At 40.8% G+C, this 26,150-nt stretch carries 29 protein-coding genes; 12 read left to right on the top strand and 17 right to left on the bottom strand.

Going from position 1 to position 26,150, the window contains the following annotated elements:
• Window positions 1-193 precede the first annotated feature (193 nt).
• Window positions 194-475, bottom strand: coding sequence for a YlaN family protein (locus ACQYAC_RS01200; protein ID WP_003212509.1), 282 nt, complete (start codon window positions 473-475; stop codon window positions 194-196).
• A gap of 121 nt (window positions 476-596) precedes the next feature.
• Window positions 597-1,526, bottom strand: coding sequence for a glutaminase A (gene glsA / locus ACQYAC_RS01195; protein WP_429942581.1), 930 nt, complete (start codon window positions 1,524-1,526; stop codon window positions 597-599).
• Window positions 1,527-1,646: 120 nt separating this feature from the next.
• On the opposite strand from glsA, the gene ACQYAC_RS01190 reads away from it, so the two are divergent.
• On the top strand, window positions 1,647-2,129 hold the full coding sequence (locus tag ACQYAC_RS01190) for a hypothetical protein (protein WP_061407693.1): 483 nt from the start codon (window positions 1,647-1,649) through the stop codon (window positions 2,127-2,129).
• Between the two features lie 15 nt (window positions 2,130-2,144).
• Here ACQYAC_RS01190 and ACQYAC_RS01185 read toward each other — a convergent pair whose 3' ends face one another.
• Window positions 2,145-3,467, bottom strand: a complete 1,323-nt coding sequence (locus ACQYAC_RS01185; protein ID WP_034619937.1) for a PhoH family protein — start codon at window positions 3,465-3,467, stop codon at window positions 2,145-2,147.
• A 139-nt stretch (window positions 3,468-3,606) separates the two neighbouring features.
• Here ACQYAC_RS01185 and ACQYAC_RS01180 point away from each other — a divergent pair, with 139 nt between their 5' ends.
• The gene (locus tag ACQYAC_RS01180; RefSeq protein ID WP_429942580.1) at window positions 3,607-4,227 is read left to right on the top strand and encodes a YhcN/YlaJ family sporulation lipoprotein; all 621 of its coding nucleotides are present in this window, start codon (window positions 3,607-3,609) and stop codon (window positions 4,225-4,227) included.
• A 101-nt stretch (window positions 4,228-4,328) separates the two neighbouring features.
• On the top strand, window positions 4,329-4,559 hold the full coding sequence (locus tag ACQYAC_RS01175; RefSeq protein WP_012009835.1) for a YlaI family protein: 231 nt from the start codon (window positions 4,329-4,331) through the stop codon (window positions 4,557-4,559).
• Between the two features lie 31 nt (window positions 4,560-4,590).
• Here the strand turns inward: ACQYAC_RS01175 and ACQYAC_RS01170 are convergent, their stop codons facing one another.
• Together ACQYAC_RS01170 and typA are read right to left on the bottom strand one after the other, a co-directional pair.
• Window positions 4,591-4,872 (bottom strand): YlaH-like family protein, encoded by a 282-nt coding sequence (locus ACQYAC_RS01170; protein WP_044334035.1) that lies wholly within the window; start codon window positions 4,870-4,872, stop codon window positions 4,591-4,593.
• 96 nt (window positions 4,873-4,968) lie between these two features.
• Window positions 4,969-6,807: a translational GTPase TypA gene (gene typA, locus ACQYAC_RS01165; protein WP_012009833.1), complete on the bottom strand. Its 1,839-nt coding sequence runs from the start codon at window positions 6,805-6,807 to the stop codon at window positions 4,969-4,971.
• 113 nt (window positions 6,808-6,920) lie between these two features.
• Here typA and ACQYAC_RS01160 point away from each other — a divergent pair, with 113 nt between their 5' ends.
• Together ACQYAC_RS01160 and ACQYAC_RS01155 are read left to right on the top strand one after the other, a co-directional pair.
• The gene (locus ACQYAC_RS01160; RefSeq protein ID WP_003211596.1) at window positions 6,921-7,100 is read left to right on the top strand and encodes a DUF5325 family protein; all 180 of its coding nucleotides are present in this window, start codon (window positions 6,921-6,923) and stop codon (window positions 7,098-7,100) included.
• A gap of 273 nt (window positions 7,101-7,373) precedes the next feature.
• A complete protein-coding gene (locus ACQYAC_RS01155; protein WP_012009832.1) occupies window positions 7,374-8,009 on the top strand; it encodes a hypothetical protein in 636 nt (211 codons plus the stop codon).
• A gap of 143 nt (window positions 8,010-8,152) precedes the next feature.
• Here ACQYAC_RS01155 and ACQYAC_RS01150 read toward each other — a convergent pair whose 3' ends face one another.
• Entirely contained in the window at window positions 8,153-8,959 is an 807-nt protein-coding gene (locus ACQYAC_RS01150) for an inositol monophosphatase family protein (protein WP_137054683.1), read from the bottom strand.
• A gap of 133 nt (window positions 8,960-9,092) precedes the next feature.
• Window positions 9,093-9,281: a hypothetical protein gene (locus ACQYAC_RS01145; RefSeq protein WP_003211901.1), complete on the bottom strand. Its 189-nt coding sequence runs from the start codon at window positions 9,279-9,281 to the stop codon at window positions 9,093-9,095.
• A gap of 288 nt (window positions 9,282-9,569) precedes the next feature.
• On the opposite strand from ACQYAC_RS01145, the gene ACQYAC_RS01140 reads away from it, so the two are divergent.
• Window positions 9,570-10,205, top strand: coding sequence for a DUF1054 domain-containing protein (locus tag ACQYAC_RS01140; protein WP_012009830.1), 636 nt, complete (start codon window positions 9,570-9,572; stop codon window positions 10,203-10,205).
• A 31-nt stretch (window positions 10,206-10,236) separates the two neighbouring features.
• Here the strand turns inward: ACQYAC_RS01140 and ACQYAC_RS01135 are convergent, their stop codons facing one another.
• The gene (locus tag ACQYAC_RS01135) at window positions 10,237-10,506 is read right to left on the bottom strand and encodes a UPF0223 family protein (protein WP_429942579.1); all 270 of its coding nucleotides are present in this window, start codon (window positions 10,504-10,506) and stop codon (window positions 10,237-10,239) included.
• Between the two features lie 190 nt (window positions 10,507-10,696).
• Between ACQYAC_RS01135 and ACQYAC_RS01130 the strand changes: the two genes are divergently transcribed.
• The gene (locus ACQYAC_RS01130) at window positions 10,697-12,169 is read left to right on the top strand and encodes an aminotransferase class I/II-fold pyridoxal phosphate-dependent enzyme (RefSeq protein WP_061407671.1); all 1,473 of its coding nucleotides are present in this window, start codon (window positions 10,697-10,699) and stop codon (window positions 12,167-12,169) included.
• 44 nt (window positions 12,170-12,213) lie between these two features.
• On the opposite strand, the gene ACQYAC_RS01125 is transcribed toward ACQYAC_RS01130, so the two are convergent.
• Window positions 12,214-12,333, bottom strand: a complete 120-nt coding sequence (locus ACQYAC_RS01125; RefSeq protein ID WP_003212464.1) for a GapA-binding peptide SR1P — start codon at window positions 12,331-12,333, stop codon at window positions 12,214-12,216.
• Window positions 12,334-12,649: 316 nt separating this feature from the next.
• Here ACQYAC_RS01125 and ACQYAC_RS01120 point away from each other — a divergent pair, with 316 nt between their 5' ends.
• Window positions 12,650-13,030, top strand: coding sequence for a hypothetical protein (locus ACQYAC_RS01120; protein WP_223250645.1), 381 nt, complete (start codon window positions 12,650-12,652; stop codon window positions 13,028-13,030).
• Between the two features lie 118 nt (window positions 13,031-13,148).
• Here the strand turns inward: ACQYAC_RS01120 and lpdA are convergent, their stop codons facing one another.
• The 5 genes from lpdA to ACQYAC_RS01095 form a co-directional block, all read right to left on the bottom strand.
• Window positions 13,149-14,561 carry a dihydrolipoyl dehydrogenase gene (gene lpdA / locus ACQYAC_RS01115; RefSeq protein WP_003211097.1) on the bottom strand — a complete coding sequence of 471 codons (1,413 nt, stop codon included), beginning with the start codon at window positions 14,559-14,561 and terminating at the stop codon, window positions 13,149-13,151.
• 4 nt (window positions 14,562-14,565) lie between these two features.
• Window positions 14,566-15,909 (bottom strand): dihydrolipoamide acetyltransferase family protein, encoded by a 1,344-nt coding sequence (locus tag ACQYAC_RS01110; RefSeq protein ID WP_429942578.1) that lies wholly within the window; start codon window positions 15,907-15,909, stop codon window positions 14,566-14,568.
• 107 nt (window positions 15,910-16,016) lie between these two features.
• Complete coding sequence (pdhB, locus tag ACQYAC_RS01105; protein WP_012009824.1) at window positions 16,017-16,994, bottom strand: pyruvate dehydrogenase complex E1 component subunit beta; 978 nt, start codon at window positions 16,992-16,994, stop codon at window positions 16,017-16,019.
• 3 nt (window positions 16,995-16,997) lie between these two features.
• Complete coding sequence (gene pdhA, locus ACQYAC_RS01100) at window positions 16,998-18,113, bottom strand: pyruvate dehydrogenase (acetyl-transferring) E1 component subunit alpha (RefSeq protein WP_007498599.1); 1,116 nt, start codon at window positions 18,111-18,113, stop codon at window positions 16,998-17,000.
• 410 nt (window positions 18,114-18,523) lie between these two features.
• On the bottom strand, window positions 18,524-19,192 hold the full coding sequence (locus ACQYAC_RS01095) for a YkyA family protein (RefSeq protein WP_429942577.1): 669 nt from the start codon (window positions 19,190-19,192) through the stop codon (window positions 18,524-18,526).
• A 234-nt stretch (window positions 19,193-19,426) separates the two neighbouring features.
• Here ACQYAC_RS01095 and ACQYAC_RS01090 point away from each other — a divergent pair, with 234 nt between their 5' ends.
• On the top strand, window positions 19,427-19,612 hold the full coding sequence (locus tag ACQYAC_RS01090) for a YjcZ family sporulation protein (RefSeq protein WP_151282361.1): 186 nt from the start codon (window positions 19,427-19,429) through the stop codon (window positions 19,610-19,612).
• A gap of 111 nt (window positions 19,613-19,723) precedes the next feature.
• On the top strand, window positions 19,724-20,281 hold the full coding sequence (def, locus tag ACQYAC_RS01085; RefSeq protein WP_044142028.1) for a peptide deformylase: 558 nt from the start codon (window positions 19,724-19,726) through the stop codon (window positions 20,279-20,281).
• 39 nt (window positions 20,282-20,320) lie between these two features.
• Here def and ACQYAC_RS01080 read toward each other — a convergent pair whose 3' ends face one another.
• A complete protein-coding gene (locus ACQYAC_RS01080) occupies window positions 20,321-21,100 on the bottom strand; it encodes a Cof-type HAD-IIB family hydrolase (protein WP_144462134.1) in 780 nt (259 codons plus the stop codon).
• Window positions 21,101-21,495: 395 nt separating this feature from the next.
• On the opposite strand from ACQYAC_RS01080, the gene ACQYAC_RS01075 reads away from it, so the two are divergent.
• Together ACQYAC_RS01075 and rnjA are read left to right on the top strand one after the other, a co-directional pair.
• Complete coding sequence (locus ACQYAC_RS01075) at window positions 21,496-21,705, top strand: DNA-dependent RNA polymerase subunit epsilon (RefSeq protein ID WP_058014087.1); 210 nt, start codon at window positions 21,496-21,498, stop codon at window positions 21,703-21,705.
• Between the two features lie 5 nt (window positions 21,706-21,710).
• Window positions 21,711-23,378 carry a ribonuclease J1 gene (gene rnjA, locus ACQYAC_RS01070; protein WP_012009818.1) on the top strand — a complete coding sequence of 556 codons (1,668 nt, stop codon included), beginning with the start codon at window positions 21,711-21,713 and terminating at the stop codon, window positions 23,376-23,378.
• 99 nt (window positions 23,379-23,477) lie between these two features.
• Here rnjA and ade read toward each other — a convergent pair whose 3' ends face one another.
• Together ade and ACQYAC_RS01060 are read right to left on the bottom strand one after the other, a co-directional pair.
• Entirely contained in the window at window positions 23,478-25,208 is a 1,731-nt protein-coding gene (gene ade, locus ACQYAC_RS01065; protein ID WP_429942576.1) for an adenine deaminase, read from the bottom strand.
• A gap of 261 nt (window positions 25,209-25,469) precedes the next feature.
• Window positions 25,470-26,138: a potassium channel family protein gene (locus ACQYAC_RS01060; RefSeq protein ID WP_012009816.1), complete on the bottom strand. Its 669-nt coding sequence runs from the start codon at window positions 26,136-26,138 to the stop codon at window positions 25,470-25,472.
• Window positions 26,139-26,150 lie beyond the last annotated feature (12 nt).

Here is a 26,150-nt window from a genome sequence, read left to right as displayed (position 1 = left end):
ACGTCTGTTTCTACTGCTTGATATCCTCTTAGCTGTTTTTATTCTACTACATTTTCTCCGTTTGATCTCGTTTTACCTCTTTTATATTGTTCGTCATTCATGAAGGAATCAAGTCCGTTTGACATGAATCAATGAAAAAAATAGAGGACAAAAAAACTCAAACTTATGTTAAGGAAGTTTGAGTTTTCAATCATTATTTTTTTGTGAACGCATCATGAAGTGCGGAAAGCTCTCTCTCAAGTTTATCGAGTAGTTTCTTACCTTCATGTTGATCAACTAATCCAAGCCGGACAGCAAAATCAATTTCTCTCGATAATCCGAACATTTGAGTATCTAAAACCTCTTCATAAAGAGGACATTGCGGCATCGTTAAGTTGTCCATTTGCACTTGGATCAATTTTAAAATTTTATCTGCATCCAATTTTAATAAAGCCAGTGCTTTTTGCCGATGATCGACTAAAATTTCTGACGCCAAAAGTATCCCTCCGTTCCCCAGGCGAGTACCTAATTCTTCTATTTATCATAAAGCGAAACGCCCAAAATTGCAAGCAGATTTGTACAGTTCGCTTGTAAAAATAAAAAGAAGCCTCCCTCCATTAAAAGATACTCATCTCGTATTTTTCACTCATCAGCTCAAGCAGCTTAATTCCAGCAATACTATTCCCTTTTTCATCCAGAGCAGGACCGAAGATACCGATCCCAAAATCATATGGTGCAGCTCCCATAATTCCGCCTGAGACACCGCTTTTTGCAGGAATTCCGATGTTAATGGCAAATTCTCCGCTCGCATTGTACATGCCGCACGTCACCATAAAGGTTTTACAAATTCTAGCGACATCTTTTGAAATAATCTGCTGCCCCGTTTCTGGATGTCTGCCGTCTAATGAAAAAACACAAGCAATTTTTGCCAAATCTAAGCTGTTCATCATGATGGCACATTGTTTCGTATAGACGTCCATGACTTCCTCTACGTTCCCTCTAATAATATGATATTGCTTCATATAATAGCACATCGCCCGGTTAATCATGGATGTCTCAAATTCGGAGGCAGCTGTTTCCTTGCAGTATGTAATGCTTTTGTCATTTGCAAGCTCTCTAATGAAGCTGAGCAACCGGCTCAGCTGATCTTGCGGAGTTGCTCCTCTGATTAAACTCGTGACTGCGAGCGCCCCTGCATTAATCATTGGATTCAGCGGTTTATTCGGACTCGCTGTTTCCAGTTTAATCATTGAATTAAACGGGTCACCTGTTGGCTCTTGTCCAACAAATTGAAAGACTTTTTTTGGCCCTTCTTCTAAGAGCACAAGCGCCAGTGCTAATACTTTTGAAATACTTTGAAGGGTAAATCGTTTATCTACATCTCCAGCTGAGTGGCACGTATTACTCACATGATACACTGCCACAGATAAATCCGTCTGATCCGCTTTGCCGAGAGCGGGAATATAGGATGCTACTTGACCATCTTTGGCCACTTTTTTTGCTTCTTCTACAAATCGTTGAAGCTCTTCATTGTCGCGACATGCCATGCCTCATACACTCCCTATCTTTCATGTATGATTAGTGTGTACAAGGTGCAGCATGTTTATGAAAGTGACAAAGCGGACAAAAACTTCTATAATTTATGTTGGAAAGGGGTTGTCTTGAACATGAGCATCATTCAAATCAAGGGGAACGTACAGTACAAGATCACCATTGATCCAAGTGTATGGATTTTTGATGACCGCAAATTTTTAATGGATTCATTTTTTGAAAAAAATGCAGCAAGTGAAGAGAATCAGCTAGATCAGGAGCTTGACCAAGAGCGGGTGATAAGAGAAGGTCAAACTCTTCCACCTACGTTAAAAACAGAGAAGAAGTACGAAAAGGAAAGACTCGTCACAGGCAGCTTCGGGATGAAGCTTGGCGATATGCTAAAAAATGCTGAGCCGCTTGAACATGCGGATACATGCGAATTTGTCACAGAAACAGGTACTATTGCTGTACCACTTTCTCAGGCAATGGAAAGCATTGCTCATTTCAGCCAGCATGGTAAGCCAATCACAGAAGAAGGACCAATCCATGTCTATTTCGCGGATCAGTCCAACCTCACTCAGCCGATAAAAGGTGTCAAAGAGCTGATCATTACATAAGTCAAAGGGTCTGGACTATAGCAAATCAGCGGCAAGCTGTGCAAGTCCAGACCTTTCTCCTTTGACAAGCTTGACATGTCCAGATATTTGCTGCCCTTTGAACCGCTCGATCACATACGTAAGCCCATTATTTAAGCTGTCTAAATAAGGATGATCAATCTGCTCTGGATCTCCCATCAGCACAATTTTACTTCCCTCTCCGACTCGCGTTAATAATGTTTTCACCTCGTGCTTTGTTAAATTCTGCGCCTCATCAATGATAATAAATTGATCAGGTATACTTCTTCCCCGAATGTACGTCAATGCTTCGACTTGAATAGATCCAATTCCCGCCAAAATCGCATCAAGCTCACCAGGCTTTTTTGTATTAAATAAAAACTCTAGGTTGTCATAGATCGGCTGCATCCATGGTCTGAGCTTTTCTTCCTTTTCTCCTGGCAAATATCCGATATCTTTCCCAACAGGCACGATGGAGCGCGCCACGATCAACTTTTTAAACATACCGAGGTCCTCTGTCTGCATTAATCCGGCAGCAAGTGCAAGCAATGTTTTACCAGTCCCCGCTTTTCCAATCAGTGTCACGAGCGGAATGTCACGTCGCAAAAGCAGCTCGAGCGCCATCGTCTGTTGGACGTTTTTTGGACGAATTCCCCAAATATGCTCTTGATCATAAACGAGACGCTTTACATGCTCTGCCTTTTGATCAAGCATTCCTAAAGCAGAACCACCTTCATTTCCCTTCATGATGACAAATTGATGAGGGTTGAATGGTGCACTTGTGACCTCTTTTATTGGTAATTGATTTTGCTTATAAAATGTATTCAATTGCTCAGTTGGAATGTAGAGCTCATGATAGCCATTATCGATGTCTTCATTTTGCAAAACACGGTCACTTAAGAAGTCTTCTGCTTGAAGCCCTATAGCATCCGCCTTTACCCGCACTAACACATCCTTGCTGACCAAGATAACAGGCCTGCCATGAGGTTTTGTTTCTTCCTCTAAGCTTAAATTTTTCGCGACTGCCAAAATTCGATTATCGTTTGTTTTTTCAATAAAAATTTCTTGAAGCTCATGAAAAGAGCGGTGATTCAGTTCAATGCGCAGCGTCCCTTTTGACTCTAGTGTAATTTTTTCATGCAGTTTCCCTTTCGATCTTAATCCGTCAATTAGGCGTGAGACGCGCCGGGCATTTTGCCCAACCTCGTCCATATATCTCTTTTTTGAGTCTACTTCTTCTAACACAACGGCGGGTATGACGACCTCGTTGTCTTCAAATGAAAAGATTGAATTCGGATCCTGTAATAACACATTTGTGTCTAATACATAAATTTTACTCAGGTCCTTCGCCTCCTGATCGGGGTTTCATTCATCCTGTCTTTCCCAAAACGATTGTTAAAATATATGTTTTCATGAATAAAGTTAGAAGGTTAATTCAACAATAAAATAAATCATGCAGTTTGTGAAGGAGGGAATACAGATGCGACTATTTTTGACATTATTCATGATTCAAGCCATCATTTTGTTGGGCGCTTGCCAGCAGCAGGAAAAGCCAGAGGCACTTGACAAGCAGCAAGATGGACGCCAGCACGTAGTACGGGTGTCAGACTCGACTAAGAAAAAGATCAATCAAGCCCGGTCATCTACAGATGTTGCGCAGCATCTTGTCAAAGTGACAGAGCACGTAGCAGATGTTAATGATGCAACGGCGATCGTTATCGGCCGATATGCGGTTGTTGGTATTGATGTAAAAGATGATTTAGATAGAAGCAAGGTAGAAAACATTAAATATTCAGTTGCAAAAGCGCTGAAAAATGATCCAGAAGGTGCGAATGCTGTTGTGGTCGCTGATCCGGATACAGTCAGCCGGTTAAAAGAGATGGGTAAAGAAATACAAGCAGGCCGTCCTGTCAGTGGGATTATGGATGAACTAGCCGCCATTGTCGGTCGCGTAATGCCAGAGATGCCAAGAAATGAAATTGATCGCCACGAAACAGATCCAACAAATGAGCCGAATGATCAGCTTAAACAAAACGATCAAAAGCAGTTAGACGAACAGCAAAACGATCAATCAAACCACCATATGAATCAAAAGAAATAAAGAAAACGGCTTATATCTCCTGTGATATAAGCCGTTTTCTACGCTGATTTTAAGTAGCTGGAAAACATGCTATAATAAATGCAATAAGTGAGGTGAAAAGGATGAGAGTGAAGTGCTCATTATGTGAGAAGCTTGAAACCATTGATGATGATACACTCGTTGCTAAGCGGTTAAGAAATCGACCGATTCATACATATATGTGCGATGACTGTCAGGAACGTATTAAAGTAAAGACAGAAGCACGCATCAAGACTGGCAGATTCTCTCTTTATCAAGATCCTGCGACGAAAGAGAAAAAGAAGAAAAAAGGAAAAAAAGAACAAAAGACATAAAAAAAGACCTGACACAAGTTCAGGTCTTTTTTTACGTATTCACTGTTCCTTCTTTTTTCGCACGATGCAGCCTGATTTTATAAATAATCAAAATGGCAGCTGCCACGACTAGACCTTCCGCTACTGGCAGGAAGATACCTAGAAATGTGAGAAACGTGCAGCCAAAAATCAAAAACAAGTAAATCACGAGTGCTTTTAAAATCGGTAAACGTCTAGCAAAGCCGAGCTTAAAAACAATAATCGCTAAAACAAGGATGGTACCATATAGGAGCCACATCCCTGTTTGCGGATTTTCATCGACACGAAATAGCATCGCGAAAAAGGATAGATTTTCACTTACTTCCTGATCATTCAAAAAGATTCCCTCCCCTTACCTTTCAGGGTTCTATCTTTTTAATTCTTCATGGAATTACGATAATCCTGCTAGCTTTTTCTTCTTCGCTGCTTTCTCACGTTCGTTTTTATCTAGAATTTTCTTTCTTAAACGAATTGATTCAGGCGTAACCTCACAGTATTCGTCCTCATTCAAGTACTCAAGAGATTCCTCAAGTGACATAATACGTGGTTTTTTCATGCTCACCGTTTGATCTTTCGTCGCTGAACGCACGTTTGTTTGTTGTTTCATACGGCTTACGTTGACAACAAGATCGTTCTCACGGTTATGCTCACCAACAATCATTCCTTGGTATACTTCAACACCCGGCTCAACGAAGATCACACCGCGCTCTTCAACGCCTTGGATTCCGTAAGCAGTTGCTTTACCTGTTTCCATTGAAACAAGTACTCCTTGACGGCGTCCGCCGACTTGACCAGACTGCATTGGCTGGTAGCTGTCAAACGTATGGTTTAAAATACCAAAACCACGAGTTAATGAAAGAAATTCAGTTGTATATCCGATTAAACCACGTGATGGCACTGTAAAGATCAGGCGAACTTGACCATTACCGTTATTGATCATGTCAATCATTTCACCTTTTCGTGCGCCCATTGATTCCATGATAGAGCCAGTGTGCTCTTCTGGTACATCAATTTGAACGCGTTCAACAGGCTCACATCGAACACCGTCAACTTCTTTTACAATAACTTCTGGCTTCGATACTTGTAATTCAAATCCTTCACGTCTCATATTCTCAATAAGAATGGATAAGTGAAGCTCTCCGCGTCCAGATACAACCCAAGCATCAGGTGAATCAGTTGGATCAACACGAAGACTAACGTCTGTTTGAAGCTGCTGCTCTAAGCGCTCTTCAATTTTACGTGATGTTACGTATTTTCCTTCACGGCCTGCAAATGGGCTGTTGTTCACAACAAACGTCATTTGAAGTGTCGGCTCATCAATACGAAGGATTGGCAAAGCCTCTTGGTGTTCAACCGGACAAACCGTTTCACCTACGTTAATGTCTTCCATTCCAGATACAGCAACAAGATCTCCTGCTTTCGCTTCGTTGATTTCCACTCGTTTTAACCCTTGGAAACCAAAAATCTTTGTCACACGGAATTGTTTCACACTGCCGTCAACTTTCATTAAGGCTACTTGCTGTCCTACTTGCATTGTTCCTCTAAATACACGACCGATCCCAATTCTTCCAACATAATCATTGTAATCAAGTAGTGCCACTTGGAATTGAAGCGGCTCTTCATGGTTATCAACTGGGCAAGGGATATGGTTAACAATGGCTTCAAACAATGATTCCATGTTTTCATCTTGCTTGCTCGCATCGTTACTTGCTGTACCATTAATTGCTGATGCATAGACAACTGGGAATTCAAGTTGTTCTTCTGTTGCATCCAATTCAATGAACAAGTCAATTACTTCATCGACTACTTCAGCCGGACGAGCAAAGTCGCGGTCAATTTTGTTGACAACTACGATTGGTGTTAAGTTTTGCTCAAGTGCTTTTTTAAGCACAAAGCGTGTTTGAGGCATACAGCCTTCATAAGCATCCACAACGAGAAGTACACCATCTACCATTTTCATGATACGCTCAACCTCACCACCGAAATCGGCGTGTCCTGGTGTATCTAAAATATTAATGCGTGTATCTTTATAATGGATCGCAGTATTTTTAGCTAAAATCGTAATACCGCGCTCTCGCTCTAAATCATTTGAATCCATGGCTCTCTCAGCGATATTTTCATTCGCACGGAAAGTACCAGCTTGATGGAGCAATTGGTCAACAAGCGTCGTTTTACCATGGTCAACGTGGGCAATAATTGCGATGTTGCGAAGATCTTTTCGAAGTTTCACATTTTCATCTCCTAAAATAATTAGATAACTTTCATATTATATCACAATCCCCTTTAAATGCCGATCGTTTTTCTGTAAACTTATATTAACTCTAAAAAAAGGGATGGAGACAAATGAAACAAATCAAATGGCTTCTATTATTATGTGCATTACTTGCGGTTGTCAGTATGGCGTTTATTGGGGTAACTCTTGCAGAAAAAAACGTGCTGGGTATTTGTCTAAGTATTGTGTTTGCCATGATTTTCATGGGTACAGGATTTACATTAAAAAGAAAATTAAACGTGCAATCATAAGATTTCTCAAAAGCCTTTTACATTCTATATGTAGAAGGCTTTTATTTTAGGTAAAAACAAGACCAACCACCTATGAAAGGTCGTGTATAGGACAGAACATATCATTTATACTTGGCAAAAGTAAGCCATCTGAACCTCTCCATTTTTCGACAATAACATTTATAGTTCTCCAAAATCAAACATAAAGTTACAATTTTCCTATTCTTCCACAAAGTTTCTCGTGGTATGCTGTTCTTGCAACAAAATTTAACAGAAAAGGGAGAGAAAAGAAGCATGAAGAAGATTTTGAGCAAATCGCTCAGCTCTGTTGTATTTTTCGCTTTAGCTATTATTCTTACTTTCACAACAGTAGCTCCTGGGCAAGCAAGTGCTGCAACTTTCAAAGGGATTCCTTTTGAGCAGCAGCAAGTCATTAAAGAATTATTGGAGAAAAACGAGCGTGTCATCAACATTCTCATCAACTCATTTGTTGAGGAAGACAACAACTACACATTTGATGTGAAAAAAGCTGTTGAGCTCGGACTAACTGAAGAAGAAGCGGCGACTGCTGAGAAATTCTTAGATCGCGCAGCTGTTCTGACAATCGTTTTCAGTGAGAGCGTCACTAAAAACGAAAAAGGAAAATTGGTTTTTGATGCAGCGAAAGCTGTTGAACTTGGTCTTACAAAAGAAGAAGCAGCTAAATTTGAAAAGCTGTTTAAATCAGTGATCAGAATTGCTGATCTTGCTGGTGATGCACTTGTTTTAGACAAAAAAGGTAATGTTGTCATTGATTCAAAAATCGCAAAAGGTATTGGATTCAGCTCTACTGAATTACTTGTTTTCAACCAAATGCTGAAGAAAATTCCTCAAGAGCAATTAAAATCAGTCTATGATGCAATCCAAATTGCTAAAGAAAAATTAAGCTAAGCACGAAAACCCCCACCTGGATCGCCCAGATGGGGGTCTTTTATTTCAGCCAATAAAGAATGATCAACTGTTTTTTCATATCGATAGCCAGTTGTGCTTCATTAAACACAAAAAATCACTTCATTCTCATGAAGTGATTTGGTTTATTTTTTATTTTCACTGCCTTTTATGTAATCATGCAAGATTTTTTCACAAACGGATCGATTTCCGGCGACGATACTGTTTTTGTCTAGAAACGTTAGGCGTTCTCCGTGTATATTTGAGTAGACTGCCCCTACTTCATCCAAAAGCACACAGCCTGCTGCATAATCCCACGGCGCAAGCCTTAACGTGACATATGCGTCACTTCTGCCGCTTGCGATATAAGCGAGCTCAAGTGCAGCTGATCCAATCGTTCTCGTCCCTCTCACATCTCGCACAAGGCGGGCGAACGGTTTAGCATCAAAATAAGGGCTTTCGATCGCCCAGGTCGGGTTAATGCCAACAATGGCTTTTTCAATCGCTACATCTTTTAATGGAGGAAGCAGGGTATCATTCATATAAGCCCCTTCTCCTTTGATCGCATGGTAAAGCTCGTCATGAATGACGTCATAAATGAGACCGATTTTCCCAATGCCATTTTCAAATATCCCGATTGAAATGGCAAAGTTGCGTTTTTGATGGACAAAGTTCATTGTGCCATCGATTGGATCAATGATCCACACGACTCCATCCAGTGAGGTCACTTCTTCCCCTTGTCCCTCTTCACCTAAAATATGATGATCTGAAAATGTCGATTGTATCTTTTCAATGAAAAAACGTTCTGTTTCTTTATCGATATTTGTGACAAGATCATTTGGATTTGATTTTGTTTCAATTGATAGACCTTCCTGCATGGACGCTTTAATACGGCTTCCTGCTTCTTTTACCCAAAGCTTTGCAAGACGGTCAATTTCCACCCAGTTTGTCATCAGACTGTAAACCTCTTTTCTATGTAATACCTATTTGTAATAGCATACTGATATTATGTACGTAAAAGCAAGAAAAAAGCAGCTTCATACAAAAACGAACCGATGAATTGGTTCGTTTTTACCTCACCTTGTTTTACCCTTTAAGCTGCTCCCATTCTTTTCTTAGGCGCTCAAGCTTTCGTTTGCTGCGTTCGATTTGGATGTCATCTTTTTGCTCGATGGCTTCATGAAGCGTAGAAAGCTCATAGTCCACCTCTAATCTCCACACAGCGATGCGATTCTTCTTCTCCTGTCTATACCCCTGCTTCACGATTTGCTTCATTTGGTCAACGCCCCTTCCAGAGAATGATTCATTCCTTGTCAGTTTTCATTGATAAAAAATTCAATTGATAAGAGAATTGGTTCTTGCTTATATCGTATGAAGCGATCGCATAACCGCAACGACATTCTGAAAATTGTGTCTTTACCTATTTGTTATGTACCACAAAATCGTTGTTTTTAAACGCTGCCCTACTTCCTCTACAATCTTTGATCTGACGGTGCATCTTTTTTTGAGCTTAACCCAAGCTATGATAAAATATGATCAGCGAAAGAATACAGGAGGCATACTATGAGTGAAATGCGTTTTAGAGATGAAGATTTTGAGACATTTACTGTTGACGGTTTAGATGAACGAATGACCGTATTAAAAGAAAGAGTCCGTCCAAAGCTTGAAGCACTTGGAGAACACTTTGCACCACTTCTTTCTTCTATTACAGGTGACGAAATGTTTGTACACGTCGCAAAGCATGCTAGAAGATCAGTCAATCCGCCTAATGATACGTGGGTTGCTTTTGCAAACAGCAAGCGTGGGTATAAAAAACTCCCTCATTTTCAAATTGGGCTTTGGAAAACACATGTCTTTGTATGGTTTGCTCTTATTTATGAATCTCCTGTGAAAGGCGAATATGGTCAATTATTCGAAAAAGAACTAGATACCATTCAGAAGAAAATACCGCAAGATTTTGTTTGGTCTAAAGATCATATGAAACCAGATGTCATGCGTCACAGCGAGCTCGATGCAGAACAGCTGAAAACGCTGTTTGAACGTGTCCAAACGGTGAAAAAAGCCGAGCTCCTTTGCGGTATTCAGCTGCCTAGAGAAGAAGTCGTTCAAATGAATAATGAAGAATTCTTATCAAAAATCGAAGATGCCTTCCGCACGGTGACTTATCTATACCGCTTTACACAAAAACAATCTGTATAAAAAAAACGAGCCCATCTAGGCTCGTTTTTTCTTACATACGTATCATGGCGGACTCTTCTGCCTCTCTTGCCGTTTTCACTGCACGATAAGGAGAATACCCGCTTTCCTTTTCAAACGCTGCACAATGCGTCTTTTCTTCTGATTTTGATGGCACAATCTCTTTAAAGCGTTTATAAGTATTTAATAACTCCTGCTTCGCTATTCCTTTTTCATAGGCTTTTTCAACAGCTTGAAAAAACGAAATAACCGCAATCTTTTCCTCTGTCGTCCAGTCGACGTCAATTGGATATTGATATTCCATTTACTTGTCCCTCACTTTAACACTCATTTCTTATTTGAACTTTTATTATAGCATCTGTTCGATCAGAAACCGATTGATTTTATGCTTTACATTCCGATCAGTTCATAATATAATTCTTTTGTTTTATGCAATGAAATCTGTCGTTATTGGCACAATAATAGCAGGTATTTCGACGAAGGTGGGAAAGCAATTGTCACAACATGATACACCCTTATATACTGGACTAAAAAAACACGCAGCAACCAATCCAGTTCAATTTCACATTCCTGGCCATAAAAAAGGAGCTGGAATGGACCCTGAATTTAGAGCATTCATTGGCGACAATGCATTAAGCATTGACCTCATTAATATAGAACCTCTTGATGATTTACACTCACCTCGAGGAATGATAAAAGAAGCACAAGATTTAGCTGCTGAAGCCTTCGGTGCTGACCATACATTTTTCTGTATTCAAGGAACAAGCGGCGCCATCATGACAATGGTGATGACCGTATGCGGACCTGGGGATAAAATCATCGTTCCGCGTAACGTCCATAAATCGATTATGTCCGCGATTGTATTTTCTGGCGCAGTTCCTGTTTTTATTCATCCAGAAATAGACAAAGAGCTTGGCATCTCTCACGGCATTACACCAGAATCAGCGAAAAAAGCACTCATAGAGCATCCAGATGCAAAAGGTCTGCTTGTGATTAATCCGACGTATTTTGGCGTTTCAGCAGACTTAAAATCGATTGTAGACATTGCCCATTCATTTCATGTGCCTGTCCTTGTTGATGAAGCACACGGCGTGCATATTCATTTTCATGATAAGCTCCCGCTATCAGCCATGCAGGCAGGTGCCGACATGGCAGCAACAAGTGTTCATAAACTCGGCGGTTCCCTGACCCAGAGCTCTATTTTAAATATGAAGGAAGGGCTTATCTCAAAAGATCGCGTGCAATCGATTTTGAGCATGCTGACAACAACCTCTACTTCTTATTTACTCTTGGCGTCACTTGATGTCGCTCGAAAGCGATTAGCCACTGAAGGAAAGGCACTTGCAGATGAAGCCATCCGATTAGCTGAATCAGCGAGAAACCGTTTGAATCAAATTGATGGCATTACGTGTATTGGTAAGGAAATACTCGGTTCAGCTTCTACGTACGATTATGATCCAACGAAATTAATTATTTCAATTAAAGACCTTGGTCTCAATGGCCATGATGTGGAAAAATGGCTGAGAGAAAGCTACCGGATTGAAGTGGAGCTTTCTGATCTTTACAATATTTTATGTATTGTGACCCCTGGTGATTCTGATGAAACAATCGATACGCTTATAATGGCTATGAAAGACATTGCTGCAGCCTCTAAAAGTGAGAGCGGCACACAAGCGGTAACTGAAGTCCTACTTCCTGAGATTCCATCGCTTGCCATGACGCCGCGTGATGCCTTTTACGCCACAACTGAAGTGGTTCCGTTTAAAGAAGCAACGGGCCGCATCATCGCAGAGTTTGTCATGGTGTACCCGCCAGGCATACCTATTTTTATACCAGGAGAGATTATCACAGAAGAAAATATCTCCTATATCTTTAAAAACATTGAAATTGGGCTCCCTGTCCAAGGACCAGAAGATTCAACGCTGGAAATGATCCGTGTCATTAAAGAACAGAAACCAATTTTATAAAAAAGAAACATGCAGCCCCAAATGGAGCTGCATGCTTTTTTTATTTATTCAGAGGCTTCATCACAGCAATGACAGTGACCACACGTTCCGTATAGTGTTGTCACTTTTTCATTTTCAAATTGATCAATGGTCTCATTGCAATCTTGACAAATAATTGTACCCACGTACATTCCCCTTTTCTTCATTCATGATTTGAAAGCGTTTAATCTATTTCATACTTCTATAATATGATGTCACATTTAAGTTGTCAACGGTTAATTGTATGGCACATTTAATTATTTTTTATGAATATGTGCTCTTTTCTTATCATATTGAGGGAACGTTTCAATTGTATTTTGCTTCATATCAATTCTGTAACAATTGAGTAACAATCGAAAATTGTCAAAAAGGACATGATACACTAGAGTGACTAACAGGTAACCAGCTCCTAAAAATGTTGGGACAACCCCAAAAGATTTTGAGGTGAATAGATTGAATTTTATGAGGACACTTCTCATTATATTCCCCATGCTCTTTGTACTTAGTTCATGCTCATTTGCGTATATCATACCGAATCAGACAGACCAAGTCAGTCATATTCAAAAACCAAGAATTCTCTTTTTTACAGACGCAGAAAATCTTGATAAAGAAAGTCCTTATTATGATGCAGTCCTCGATTTAAAGAATGAATACCCGAAGGAAATGTCAAAGATGATTGTGAAAGAAGATCGTAAAGGCTGGAAAAATGAAGTAGACGAATTGCCGGCTATTTTACTTGTAAATAATGAAAAAGTCATAGTGAAGGTTGAAGGAAATGTCAGCAGCAAAGAGGATATTTTATCGCCCTTATGCCACGCTTTAGACCGCGTGAATACAAATTAATGGTCTCACCTTGCACTTATATAATCCATATGAAAAAGCCCCTCATGAAATGAGGGGTTTTTCTCATGCAGCGCTCAAAAAAACCCTCTCCTTGATGGAGAGGGTTTTAATAAGTTCATTATTTTACGATATGGATTGGGCTTCCAATTGCTACTTCAGCCGTTTCCATTGTAATTTCACCTAAAGTTGGGTGAGCATGAATTGTCATTGCGATATCTTCAGCAGTCACTCCAGCTTCGATTGCAAGGCTAAGCTCTGAAATCATATCAGAAGCGCCAACACCTGCGATTTGTGCGCCAATCACAAGACCATCCTCTTTACGAGTGATCATCTTCATGAAGCCATCAGTTGCGTCAAGAGAAAGTGCACGTCCGTTTGCTGCGAATGGGAATTTCGCTGCAACGATGTCGATTCCTTCTTCTTTTGCTTCTGCTTCAGTGTATCCAACTGTTGCAAGTTCTGGCTCAGAAAATACAACAGCAGGAATACCAAGGTAATCAATTTCAGCTGGCTCTCCAGCGATTGCTTCAGCTGCAATTTTACCTTCGTAAGAAGCTTTGTGTGCAAGTGGTGGTCCATCAACGATGTCACCAATTGCATAGATGTTAGAAACGCTTGTACGGCATTGTTTGTCTGTTTTGACAACTCCGCGGTCAGTCAATTCAACACCAACTTGCTCAAGACCAAGCTCATCTGTGTTTGGACGACGACCAACAGTAACAAGTACGTAATCAGCATCAACTGTTTTTTCTTCACCTTTTACTTCGAACGTAACAGTGACACCATCAGATTTTTCTTCAACGCCTTTTGCAAGAGCGTTTGTATGAATTTCAACGTTTCCTTTTTTCTTCAGGTTACGTTTAACCAATGAGCTCATTTGCTTTTCGAAACCTGGAAGGATTTCGTCTCCACCTTCAAGGATGACAACTTCTGTTCCAAAGTTTGCATAAGCAGTACCAAGCTCAGTACCGATATATCCACCACCGATAACAACTAACTTCTTAGGTACTTCTTTAAGCGCTAAAGCACCAGTTGAGTTGATCACGCGGTCTGTGTATTTAAAAGTAGGCAATTCAATTGGACGAGATCCAGTTGCAAGAATTGCATTTTTGAAAGTGTAAGTCTGTGCTGAATTTTCATCCATTACACGTACAGAGTTGCTGTCTACGAAATAAGCTTCACCTTTAACGATGTCTACTTTATTTCCTTTAAGAAGACCTTGAACTCCACCTGTTAATTTGTTTACAACAGAAGCTTTCCACTCTTGAACTTTTGTGAAATCAACTGTTACGTTTTCAGCTTTGATACCCATGTCTTCAGAATGCTTAGCATTTTCAAAACGATGGCCAGCATTGATTAATGCTTTTGAAGGAATACAACCAACGTTTAGACATACACCGCCAAGTGTTCCTTTTTCAACGATTGTTACTTTTTGTCCAAGCTGTGCAGCACGAATAGCAGCTACATATCCACCAGGACCTGCACCGATGACAAGAGTATCTGTTTCGATTGGGAAATCTCCTACTACCATGACATTACGCCTCCATTAAAATTAATTGTGGATCATTCAATAAACGCTTGATGTGGTTAAGGGCATTTTGCGCAGTAGCTCCGTCAATCATACGGTGGTCAAAGCTTAGGGAAAGAGCTAAGACTGGAGCTACAACGATTTCGCCATCACGAACAACCGCTTTTTCAGCGATACGGCCAATACCAAGGATCGCTACTTCTGGGTGGTTGATGACTGGAGTAAACCATTGTCCACCAGCAGAACCGATGTTTGTGATTGTGCAAGATGCACCTTTCATTTCAGCTGGAGCCAATTTACCATCACGTGCTTTTGTTGCAAGCTCGTTGATTTCGTTAGACACTTCGAAAATTGCTTTGCGATCTGCATTTTTCACAACTGGAACGAGCAAGCCTTTTTCAGTATCAGCTGCAATTCCGATGTTGTAGTAATGCTTTTGAACAACTTCATCTGTTTTATCATCGATAGAAGTGTTAAGTACTGGGTACTTTTTCAAAGCAGAAGTAAGAGCTTTTACAACGTAAGGCAAGTAAGTTAACTTGATTCCTTGATCAGCTGCAACTTGTTTGAATTGTTTACGATGAGCAACAAGGTTCGTTACATCAACTTCATCCATTAATGTTACGTGAGGAGCTGTATGCTTAGAGTTCACCATTGCTTTCGCGATCGCTTTGCGGATTCCGCTCATTTTCTCGCGAGTTTCTGGGAATTCTCCTTCAAGAACTGGAGCTGCTGCTGCCGCTTTAGGAGCTGCTTCTTCTTTCGCACTTTCAGCTGCTTGAGGCGCTGCTTCTTGAGCTGCAGAACCACCATTAACGAAGCTGTCGATATCTTCTTTTAACACACGTCCGTTTTTACCAGAACCTGCAACTTTGTAAATTTCAATGCCTTTTTCGCGAGCATATTTACGTACAGATGGCATAGCGATAACGCGTTTGTTTGGATCAGCATCTACTTGCTCTTGTGCGCCTGCACCAGTTGCTGCTGCCGCTTCTTCTTGTGCCACTTCTTTCTTCTCTGGCTCGTTACCAGCTTCAGCAGTACCTTGTACTTGAGCTTCAGTTTTTGCTTCGCCTTCTTCTTCGCTGCCTTTAAATTGAAGATTTTCGTAACCAGGTGCATCAAACGTAATGATTGTTTGTCCTACAGTTGCAACTGTTCCCTCTTCAACTTTTAATTCTAATACTTTTCCTTTAACAGGTGAAGGAATTTCTACAACTGCTTTATCGTTTTGTACCTCTGCTAAAACGTCATCTTCATTAATTTCGTCGTTTGGTTTTACAAACCACTTAACGATCTCACCTTCGTGGATACCTTCTCCGATGTCCGGAAGTTTAAATTCAAATGCCACTGTTTTTCGCCTCCTAGATTTTGTTGAATCCTTGTTGTGTATGTTTACACGGTCTTGTAATTGATAAAGGGGAAGAGAAATAAATTCTTTTCCCCTCAGTCATTTAATTAAAATTCAAGAACTTTCTTAGCTGTTTCAAGCACGTCTTTATGGTTTGGAAGCCATACGCTCTCAGCTTGAGAGAAAGCAAATACAGTATCAGGTGCAGCTACACGAAGTACTGGTGCTTCTAGGCTAAGGATTGCTCTGTCATTGATTTCAGCTACTACGTTTGCAGCAATACCAGCTTGTTTTTGTGCTTCTTGAACAACGATCGCACGACCTGTTTTTTCAACAGAAGCGATGATTGTTTCAATATCAAGCGGGCTTACTGTACGAAGGTCGATTACTTCAGCAGAAACGCCTTCTTTTTCAAGCTCTTCAGCAGCTTTAAGTGATTCGTGAACCATTGCACCGTAAGTGATGATTGAAAGGTCAGAACCTTCACGTTTCACGTCAGCTTTACCGATTTCAATTGTGTACTCTTCTTCAGGAACTTCCTGACGGAAAGAGCGATAAAGTTTCATATGCTCAAGGAATACAACCGGATCATTGTCGCGGATTGCAGAAATTAATAGTCCTTTTGCATCGTAAGGTGTTGAAGGAATAACCACCTTGATACCAGGCTGTTGTGCGATAAGACCTTCTAAGCTGTCAGCGTGAAGCTCAGGTGTGTGAACTCCCCCACCGAATGGAGAACGGATTGTCACTGGAGAATGCCAGCGTCCGCCAGAACGGTAACGCATACGAGCCATTTGTCCAGAAACAGAATCTAATACTTCGTAAACGAATCCGAAGAATTGAATTTCCATTACTGGGCGGAATTCTTGTAGTCCAAGGCCAATTGCAAGACCGCCAATACCAGATTCAGCAAGTGGTGTATCGAATACACGATCCTCACCAAACTCTTTTTGCAATCCTTCAGTCGCACGGAATACGCCGCCGTTTTTACCAACGTCTTCTCCGAAAACGAGAACGTTTTCGTCATTTTTCAGTTCTGTGCGTAACGCATCAGTGATCGCTTGAATCATTGTCATTTGCGCCATGGCTTACTTCGACTCCTTCTGTTTGTAAATTTCAAGCTGTTCAACTAAGTTGAATGGTTTTACATCGTACATGTTTTCAATCAAGTCAGTAACTTTTTGCTTAGGCTGTTCGTCAGCTTCTTTGATCGCTTGTTTGATTTGTTCTTTTGCATCTTCGATGACTTTATTCTCTTCTTCTTCAGACCATAGTCCTTTGTTTTCCAAGAATTTGCGGTAGCGTACCAATGGATCTTTTTGCTCCCACTCGTTTTCATCTTCTTTTGTACGATATCTTGTTGGATCGTCACCAGCCATTGTATGTGGGCCGTAACGGAATGTAAGAGTTTCGATTAATGTTGGACCTTCGCCATTAACAGCACGCTCACGAGCTTCAGCAGTTGCTGCATATACAGCTAATGCATCCATACCGTCAACTTGTACGCCTACGATACCAGCTGCAGCCGCTTTTTGTGCAATTGTTTGCGCAGCAGATTGCTTCTCAACAGGAGTAGAGATCGCATATCTGTTGTTTTGGACAACAAAAATCGCTGGCGCTTTGTAAGCCCCTGCAAAGTTAATACCTTCGTAGAAATCACCTTGTGAAGCTCCGCCATCACCAGTGTAAGTGATTGCAACAGCATTTTTACCGCGCTTTTTCAAACCAAGAGCTACACCAGCAGCTTGAATGATTTGTGCACCGATAATGATTTGTGGTGAAAGTGCATTTACATCTTCAGGCATTTGGTTACCAACAAAGTGTCCACGAGAGAACAAGAACGCTTTTGTTAATGGAAGGCCATGCCAGATTAATTGTGGTACATCACGATATCCTGGAAGAATGAAATCTTCTTTCTCAAGTGCAAAGTGAGTTGCAAGCTGAGAAGCCTCTTGTCCAGCTGTTGGCGCATAGAAGCCAAGACGTCCTTGACGGTTCAATGAAATTGAACGTTGATCTAATACTCGTGTAAACACCATACGGCGCATTAATTCTTTTAATTGGTCATCTGAGAGATCCGGCATTGCCGCTTCGTTTACGACTTCGCCTTTTTCGTTTAAAATTTGAAACGTTTCAAACTGCTTTTTGATGGCATCAAATTGCTTTTTGCTATCAACAATTGCTTTTTTTGTTTTTGCAGCCATTCTAAAGTCACCTCTTCCTTTCTTTTAACAGTCAATTTGTCGTGAATCCATTTATACATACAGATATAGGATAACCCAAAATACGCATATGACTCCTGTATATAATAGCCACTGGGATCGTTGTCGAAACATTGAATGATCACTCGTTTTTGAGTTCTTCTAACTGTATTAACGATAGTTCACAAATAACTAATACAACTTCTGTTAACAAGGACTAGTTTACAACAAGAAAAATAGTCCGTCAATTGATTTAACGGCTTTATTTAAATAAATGTATTCGCTTTACTTTTTATGGTGAGCTGTATCAATCTGTTTAACAAACAACTCTAACTGTACTAGTATAGAGTGTACTACTGTACTACAATAGAAAATGTTTGTTTTTGTCGAAAAATAAAAAAAGAGCTGTTTTTTCAGCTCTTTTTCAACTCTTGATCTGCCGCTTCAGACAAAGCCTGTTTATGCTCATTCAATTGCTTTGTATATTGATTGAACTTTTTACCTTCTTTTCTGACTTTGCTATAAGAACGGTTCACTGTCTTCAACTTGGATTTCAGCTCTTTATATCCTAAGTCCTTCTTTTTTAAAGATTGATACAAATGCTGATCTTGTTTCAGCGCCTTTTGATATTCCTTGTAAAGCTGGTCATACGACGCATATCTTTTCTCAAGCGATTTGACCGTTTCATCTGCTTTTTCTTTTAAATCTGTATCTTGTATACGTCCCGCAGATTCTTTGACCGTTTTCAATTCCTTTTTCGATTCATCCATGCTGTCTTTTTCTGTTTTCAAATGTTCTGCTCGTTTCGCTGCAGATGCTAACGCCTGATCAGAAAGGCTTGACACTGTTTTTGTGTGATCCTTTGTGGTTTGTATCATTTTTTTATAGAGCTGCTGTTCTTTTTTCTCATAGCTTTGCAGTGTGCCTTGCTCTTTTTCAAAAGACGCCTCTTTTTCGCTCATTTTCGTCATCGCATCTTGCATGTCATAAAATGAACTTTGACCTCCGCATCCCGTCAGCAAAAGGGTACATATCCCCGCTAAAGCAGCACCTGCTTTCATGCTTCTTCTTATTTGTTTCATCACAAGGTTCCCCCTTTATATCTCCACATACAACTATAATTTTTATAGGCGTTTGTGACAAGGAAAGAGGTCATTATGATGAGCCGAAGAAGATTTTTTTCAAGTGATAGGCGCATGACTATACAAATAGTGCATTCATACATAGTTTATATTACACGCTTCGCCTTCACTTATGAGAGGCCGAGTGTATTTCCAAAGGAGGTCAAAAGTATGTCTAATTATAGTCATGGAAGTATGTATGGTGGATACGGCGGTTACGGGTATGGATACGGTGGCGGATATGGTGGTGGCTGTTGTTACCCAAGTTATGGCGGTGGTTACGGATACGGCGGAGGACGCACATTCGCTTTAATCGTTGTCCTTTTCATCCTATTAATCATCGTTGGCGCAGCATTCTTAGGCGGCGGTGGCTGCTGCTAATGGCTGTTTAAGCCTCTGACCGGTCTCATAGACCGGTCTTCTTTATTTCATTGCATATGTTGTGTAACATTTTATATACTTTACATACAAAGGAAATAGGAGTGAAGATTTGTGATTACCATGGAAGATATCGTACGGGACGGACATCCCGTCTTAAGACAAACAGCTGAAGCGGTCGAGCTCCCGCCGACAGAAGAGGAAAAACAGCAATTAGCTGACATGATTGAATTCGTCAAAAATAGTCAAGATGCTGACTTGGCTGAAAAGTATGGACTCAGACCTGGCGTTGGACTCGCGGCTCCGCAAATTAATGTCAGTAAGCGAATGATCGCTGTTCACTGTGAGGATGAAGATGGAGAGGAATACAGCTATGCCCTTTTCAACCCGCGCATTGTCAGTCATTCCGTCAAAAGAGCTTATTTAACGACAGGTGAAGGCTGCTTATCTGTTGATGAAGCCATTCCTGGATTTGTCCCGCGATATCAAAAGATCAGGGTGAAGGCCACAACGCTTGAAGGAGAAGACATTGATATTCGCCTAAAAGGGTTTCCAGCCATTGTATTTCAGCATGAAATCGACCATTTAAACGGCATTATGTTTTATGATCATATTCAAAAGGATCAGCCATTCGCTGAGCCAGACAACTCTGTTGCGATCGGCAGATCATAAATTAAAAAGAAGACCCAATAACCTCAGGGTCTTCTTTTTTTATTCTTCAATCAAGCCTAGATGGGTCACTGCATAGAATATGCCGTCTTCATCTACCGGCTTTGTCACAAAATCAGCCAAATCTTTTAGTTCATTCACAGCATTTCCCATGGCGACACCTGTACCAGCAAACGAAATCATCTCTCGATCGTTCAGACCGTCTCCAAAGGCAACGGTATCCTTTTGCTCGTAAGGCAGTCTTTCGATAACTCGTTTAATGCCTTCAGCTTTCGAACCGCCCTTTGGCAAGACATCTGTTGACAGCTCGTGCCACCTGACAAGATCAATTTCTTCGCGGAACGCCTCGTATTGGACTTCCTCTTCTGCCTTACAGAATAACAGCATTTGAAAAATCTCGTTTTCTTTAAAGTAAGACAAATCATGTTCAGGATGCTCTGTTTTTAAAGTCCCAATCCCCTCATGGATAAACGGATGATTTGGCACAGAAGCCTTCATCGCTTTTTCCCCCATGAAAACAAGCGGATGATCATGACGATCTGCCGTTTCATAAATTTTCTCCATCAGCTCCAGTTTAAGCGGATTGCCGTAAATGACTTCTCCCTCATACATGACATACTGACCGTTATAAGCAATAAAGGAGTCAAGCCCTAATTCCTCTAAAATAGGCTTAATTAAAAAAGGCGAACGCCCAGATGCAATGAAGAGATGATGGCCTTTTTCTTTTAATAAACGAACTGCTCTCTTCGTTGATTCAGGTATTTTTTTATCATGATCATATAAAGTACCGTCGATATCAAAGAAGATGACTTTTTTATTCATATCCCGTCTCCTGTCTCTTGTTATGTATACCCACTCCCTTTCATCATACAGAAAGATTTCTGCTTTCGAAACCAATTCCTATGAAAACGCCCATTTCCCACATATAACCATGTAACATTCAATGGAAACGTCATATAATACAAGTATAAAGAGAGAACGGAATACAAGGTCTAATCTCACTTCAATTCGAAAGGAGGCGACCTGCGATGCTTCGTCGTCTGCGCAAGAAAATTAGAAGACAATGGAAGGACATGCTTCGTAAAAAATCGATCGCTTAAAAGGATCTTCCGCACATTTGCTGAGGGTCCTTTTTTCTCAGAGACTTTTCTTATGCGCGTTTTTTTAATATAATAGAAATAGCGAGTGTAACATACGGTATTTAAGGAGAGATTTGGATGATATATAAGGTATTTTTTCAGGCAACTACTACTGAGGTACCTGTAAGAGAACACACAGATTCACTATACGTTGAAGCGGTTTCTGAAAGAGACGTACGCGATAAGTTGAAAAAACATAGCTACAACATTGAATTCATTCAGCCTGTAGACGGTGCTTTTTTAGACTATGAACGAGAAAGTGAAAATTTTAAAGTATTGGAGCTATGAGAGGAATGAAATTTGTAAAAAACGATCAGGCGGCAGTTTTTGCGCTCGGCGGTTTAGGCGAGATCGGTAAAAACACGTATGGCGTTCAATTTCAAGATGAAATCATTTTAATTGATGCTGGTATCAAGTTCCCTGAAGATGAGCTTCTTGGAATTGACTACGTCATCCCTGACTATACGTACTTAGTTAAAAACGAAGATAAAATCAAAGGTCTTTTCATCACTCACGGACATGAAGACCACATCGGCGGTATCCCTTACCTTCTCAAGCAAGTGAATATTCCAGTTTACGGCGGCAAACTCGCAATCGGCCTACTTCGTAATAAATTGGAAGAGCATGGTCTCTTGAGACAGACAAAACTTCACATTTTTGAAGAAGAGGATACCATTAAATTTAGAAAAACAGCTGTGTCTTTCTTTAGAACAACACACAGTATTCCAGATTCTTATGGAATTGTCGTGAAGACACCTCCTGGTAACATCGTACATACAGGTGATTTCAAGTTTGACTTTACGCCTGTTGGCGAGCCTGCCAACTTAACAAAAATGGCTGAAATCGGGAAAGAAGGCGTTCTATGTCTTTTATCCGATAGTACAAACAGTGAAATTCCAGAATTTACGATGTCTGAAAGACGCGTAGGTGAAAGCATTGATGACATCTTTAGAAAAGTCGACGGCCGTATCATCTTTGCTACGTTTGCTTCAAACATTCACAGACTTCAGCAAGTGATCGAGTCCGCTGTTGCCAACGGCCGAAAAGTTGCGGTGTTTGGACGAAGTATGGAGTCTGCTATTGATATTGGACAAGATCTTGGCTACATTAAATGTCCAAAAAACACGTTCATTGAACACAATGAAATCAACCGTCTACCAGCAAACAAAGTGACGATTCTTTGTACTGGGAGCCAAGGTGAGCCGATGGCTGCTCTTTCTCGTATTGCAAACGGCACTCACCGCCAGATTTCGATTAATCCTGGAGACACTGTTGTCTTCTCATCTTCACCGATTCCGGGTAACAATATTAGTGTAAGCCGCACCATTAACCAGCTGTACCGTGCTGGCGCTGAGGTCATTCATGGCTCACTTAATAATATTCATACATCTGGTCACGGCGGACAAGAAGAACAAAAGCTGATGCTCCGTTTAATTAAACCAAAATTCTTTATGCCGATTCACGGTGAATACCGCATGCAAAAAACGCATATTAAACTGGCGAATGATTGCGGAATTCCTGAGGAAAACTGCTTTATCATGGATAATGGTGAAGTTCTTGCACTAAAAGGTGACGAAGCAAGTGTCGCTGGCAAAATTCCTTCAGGTAACGTATATATCGACGGAAGCGGAATTGGCGATATCGGGAATATCGTCTTAAGAGACCGCCGCATTCTTTCAGAAGAAGGTCTTGTCATTGTAGTCGTCAGCATGGACATGAAAGAATTCAAAATCTCTGCTGGTCCTGATCTCATCTCAAGAGGCTTTGTCTACATGAGAGAATCTGGCGACCTCATCAACGACGCACAAGATCTCATTTCAAAGCATCTTGAAAAAGTAATGGAACGTAAGACAACTCAGTGGTCTGAAATTAAGAACGAAATTACGGACACACTGGCTCCTTTCCTTTACGAAAAAACAAGACGCCGCCCAATGATCTTACCGATTATTATGGAAGTGTAATCAAAAAAGAGACACAAGCCGACTGGCTGTGTCTCTTTTTTTCATCAAGTATTAAAAAAAACCGCATATATACATCGTACACATGCGGTTTCTCACTTTTTATGATTGAATTGGGAGGTGCTGAAAGCTTCTGACATCAAACAAGCCCTTTGTCGTCATTTTCACATCAGGAATGACTGGAAGTGCCAAGAAGGACAGCGTCAAAAACGGATTAAAGTCTAAGGAAAAGCCAGTTTCTTTTAGCGCTTCATGAAGTGTATGAAGGCTTTCATTGACGAGATGTGCCGGCTGATCTGACAACAAACCAGAGATTGGTAATGGCAGCGTATGAAGTGACTGCCCTTCTTTCACAACAGTCAACCCGCCGCCTGCTTCTTTTAACGCCTCAATCGCTTTGATGATATCAGCATCATTTGTACCAACTGCAATTAAGTTATGTGAATCATGTGCAACTGTTGTTGCAATCGCGCCCTGTTGGATGCCGAAGCCGCTGACAATCCCTACGCCCATTTCAGATAAACCTTGATGACGTTCAACAAGCACCATTTTCAATACATCTCTGCCTGTATCACTTGTAAATTGTCCGTTCATTTCTGAAGGAGAGACTTGTTCTAACTTTGTTTCAAGCTGATTCGGAATAATACGGATGACATTCATATGTTGATCGCCTGTGATAGGTAGTGCAATGTCTTCCTTTTGAACATCTACGGCATGAACAGATTGTAATAATGCCGGGCTCGGTGCAATCTTTTCGACACTCGGCTTATACTCTCCGTTCTGTGCAACCAATCGACCTGCGATAAATACACTTGTAATGTCTACATGATGAAAGTCTGAGACAAGCATAAAATCAGCATCATAGCCTGGTGCAATGGCTCCCTTTGTTTTAAGACCAAAACACTCTGCGGCATTTAAGCTTCCCATTTGATAGGCCAAAAATGGATCTAAGCCTTCTTTTATGGACATTCGTACTTGCTCGTCAATACTTCCCTGTGCCATTAAATCATCCAAATGTTTATCATCTGTACAAAAGAAAAAGCGTCTCGCATTCTTCTCATTCACTGCGGGTAAAACATTTTTCACGTTTTTGGCAACAGATCCTTCTCTCAGCATCACATACATGCCTCTTTTCACACGCTCAAGGGCTTCCTGTGCTGTTGTCACCTCATGGTCTGTTTGGACACTTGCTGTCCGGTAGACGTTGATTAATCGATCTGTTAAGCCTGCTAGATGGCCATCAATCAGTTTATTCTCGTTTTGAGCATCAAGCAGCTTTTGAAGCATATCTTCTTCTGCCTGCTCCACACCAACATAGTCCATCACCTCAGCAAGACCAAGCACTTCCTTTTCTTGATAAAGAGGTTTTAAATCTTGCGCTTTTAACGTAGCACCTGATCGTTCAAAACTGACTGCCGGTACACAAGATGGCAGCATGAAATAAATATGTAAGGCAGCTTTCCTCGCTTCTTCCAGCATAAAACGGATGCCTGTTATACCTGACACATTGGCGATTTCATGCGGATCTGTTACGACAGTTGTCACGCCGTGAGGAACGACAGCTTTGGAGAATTCAGCAGGGGTCACCATAGAAGACTCGATATGAACGTGGCCATCAATAAAACCAGGCACAAGCATTTGACCTGATGCATCTAGCTCCTGTTCTCCTTCGTACTCTCCTATCCCAACGATTTGTCCATTTTCAACAGCGACATCTGCGTCTATCCATTCCTGGTTAAACACATCCATGACTTTCGCATGTTTAATCACGAGGGCTGCTTTTTTTCTCTTTGCTGCTACCTCAATTTGATGTCTGAAAAGCTCCTTATCCAACGACACTGCCTCCTCCAAGTAAACAATATAATGTTTCTTATCGTAAACGAATCTGTTTGCCCAGTCAATGACATTTAGAGAAAATCAACCATATCAAAACACTGATTTTTATTTCTGAATAGTGATAATTGCATGAAAAATATCACGACTTATTTTTGCGATTATACAGAACAACGCAGCCCTTTTCAATGTCTATTTTCATCTCAATGTCCACCTGTCATGAACACATTCATGTAAAAAAACACCCCGTCATCGGAGTGTTTAATAATCGTTCTGCATTTCTCGTTTTTCAAAGCGTCCTATATCGGCTACTGCCCCAATGACAATGAGGATATCTTCTTTTTGAATCATTTCATCAGCCAGCGGGGAAACAATGACTTCCTTACCGCGCTTAATCGCAACAATATTGATACCGTATCTTGCCCTAATATCAAGATCTAAAAGGGAATGCCCTGCAAGCCTGTTGTTTGCAACAATCTCAATCAGGCTGTACTCATCTGACAGCTCAAGGTAATCAAGCACGTTATTTGAAATGATTTTATGTGCAATCCGTCTCCCCATATCTCGCTCTGGATGAACGACGCGATCCGCGCCAATTTTGTTGAGTACCTTTTCATGATAATCATTTTGCGCTTTCACAGTGACCATTTTGACGCCAAGCTCTTTCAGCATAATCGTTGTTAAAATACTTGCCTGAATGTTTTCGCCAATTGCAACGATGACATGATCAAAATTGCGAATACCAAGATTTTTTAAAACGTTTTCGTCCGTCGAATCACCAATCACCGCATGTGAGGCGATTTTCGCATACTCGTTTACTCGATCTTCATTCATATCCATTGCCATGACTTCAAGTCCTTCTTCACTCAGCGCCTTGCAAATACTTCCACCAAAGCGTCCAAGACCAATGACTGCATATTCCTTTTTCATGTTCAGACTCCT

It is taken from the genome of Bacillus sp. MM09(2025), from assembly GCF_050496725.1.
GTDB classification, from domain to species: Bacteria; Bacillota; Bacilli; order Bacillales; family Bacillaceae; genus Bacillus; species Bacillus pumilus.
The sequence above is the reverse complement of the archived record's forward strand: the minus strand, read 5'-3'. Positions and strand labels throughout refer to the sequence as shown.

Bases quoted from the DNA above. Each gene is read 5' to 3' on its own strand.
- ACQYAC_RS01090 (WP_151282361.1), top strand. From the start codon at position 19,427: ATGTATGGTGGATACGGCGGTTACGGGTATGGATACGGTGGCGGATAT.
- ACQYAC_RS01095 (WP_429942577.1), bottom strand. From the start codon at position 19,192: ATGAAACAAATAAGAAGAAGCATGAAAGCAGGTGCTGCTTTAGCGGGG.
- ACQYAC_RS01060 (WP_012009816.1), bottom strand. From the start codon at position 26,138: ATGAAAAAGGAATATGCAGTCATTGGTCTTGGACGCTTTGGTGGAAGT.
- ACQYAC_RS01140 (WP_012009830.1), top strand. From the start codon at position 9,570: ATGAGTGAAATGCGTTTTAGAGATGAAGATTTTGAGACATTTACTGTT.
- ACQYAC_RS01075 (WP_058014087.1), top strand. From the start codon at position 21,496: ATGATATATAAGGTATTTTTTCAGGCAACTACTACTGAGGTACCTGTA.
- ACQYAC_RS01135 (WP_429942579.1), bottom strand. From the start codon at position 10,506: ATGGAATATCAATATCCAATTGACGTCGACTGGACGACAGAGGAAAAG.
- ACQYAC_RS01190 (WP_061407693.1), top strand. From the start codon at position 1,647: ATGAGCATCATTCAAATCAAGGGGAACGTACAGTACAAGATCACCATT.
- ACQYAC_RS01160 (WP_003211596.1), top strand. From the start codon at position 6,921: ATGAAACAAATCAAATGGCTTCTATTATTATGTGCATTACTTGCGGTT.
- ACQYAC_RS01170 (WP_044334035.1), bottom strand. From the start codon at position 4,872: ATGCTATTTCGTGTCGATGAAAATCCGCAAACAGGGATGTGGCTCCTA.
- rnjA (WP_012009818.1), top strand. From the start codon at position 21,711: ATGAAATTTGTAAAAAACGATCAGGCGGCAGTTTTTGCGCTCGGCGGT.
- glsA (WP_429942581.1), bottom strand. From the start codon at position 1,526: ATGGCATGTCGCGACAATGAAGAGCTTCAACGATTTGTAGAAGAAGCA.
- ACQYAC_RS01120 (WP_223250645.1), top strand. From the start codon at position 12,650: ATGAGGACACTTCTCATTATATTCCCCATGCTCTTTGTACTTAGTTCA.
- ACQYAC_RS01145 (WP_003211901.1), bottom strand. From the start codon at position 9,281: ATGAAGCAAATCGTGAAGCAGGGGTATAGACAGGAGAAGAAGAATCGC.
- ACQYAC_RS01155 (WP_012009832.1), top strand. From the start codon at position 7,374: ATGAAGAAGATTTTGAGCAAATCGCTCAGCTCTGTTGTATTTTTCGCT.
- pdhB (WP_012009824.1), bottom strand. From the start codon at position 16,994: ATGGCGCAAATGACAATGATTCAAGCGATCACTGATGCGTTACGCACA.
- ACQYAC_RS01080 (WP_144462134.1), bottom strand. From the start codon at position 21,100: ATGAATAAAAAAGTCATCTTCTTTGATATCGACGGTACTTTATATGAT.
- pdhA (WP_007498599.1), bottom strand. From the start codon at position 18,113: ATGGCTGCAAAAACAAAAAAAGCAATTGTTGATAGCAAAAAGCAATTT.
- ACQYAC_RS01175 (WP_012009835.1), top strand. From the start codon at position 4,329: ATGAGAGTGAAGTGCTCATTATGTGAGAAGCTTGAAACCATTGATGAT.
- ACQYAC_RS01150 (WP_137054683.1), bottom strand. From the start codon at position 8,959: ATGACAAACTGGGTGGAAATTGACCGTCTTGCAAAGCTTTGGGTAAAA.
- lpdA (WP_003211097.1), bottom strand. From the start codon at position 14,561: ATGGTAGTAGGAGATTTCCCAATCGAAACAGATACTCTTGTCATCGGT.
- ACQYAC_RS01180 (WP_429942580.1), top strand. From the start codon at position 3,607: ATGCGACTATTTTTGACATTATTCATGATTCAAGCCATCATTTTGTTG.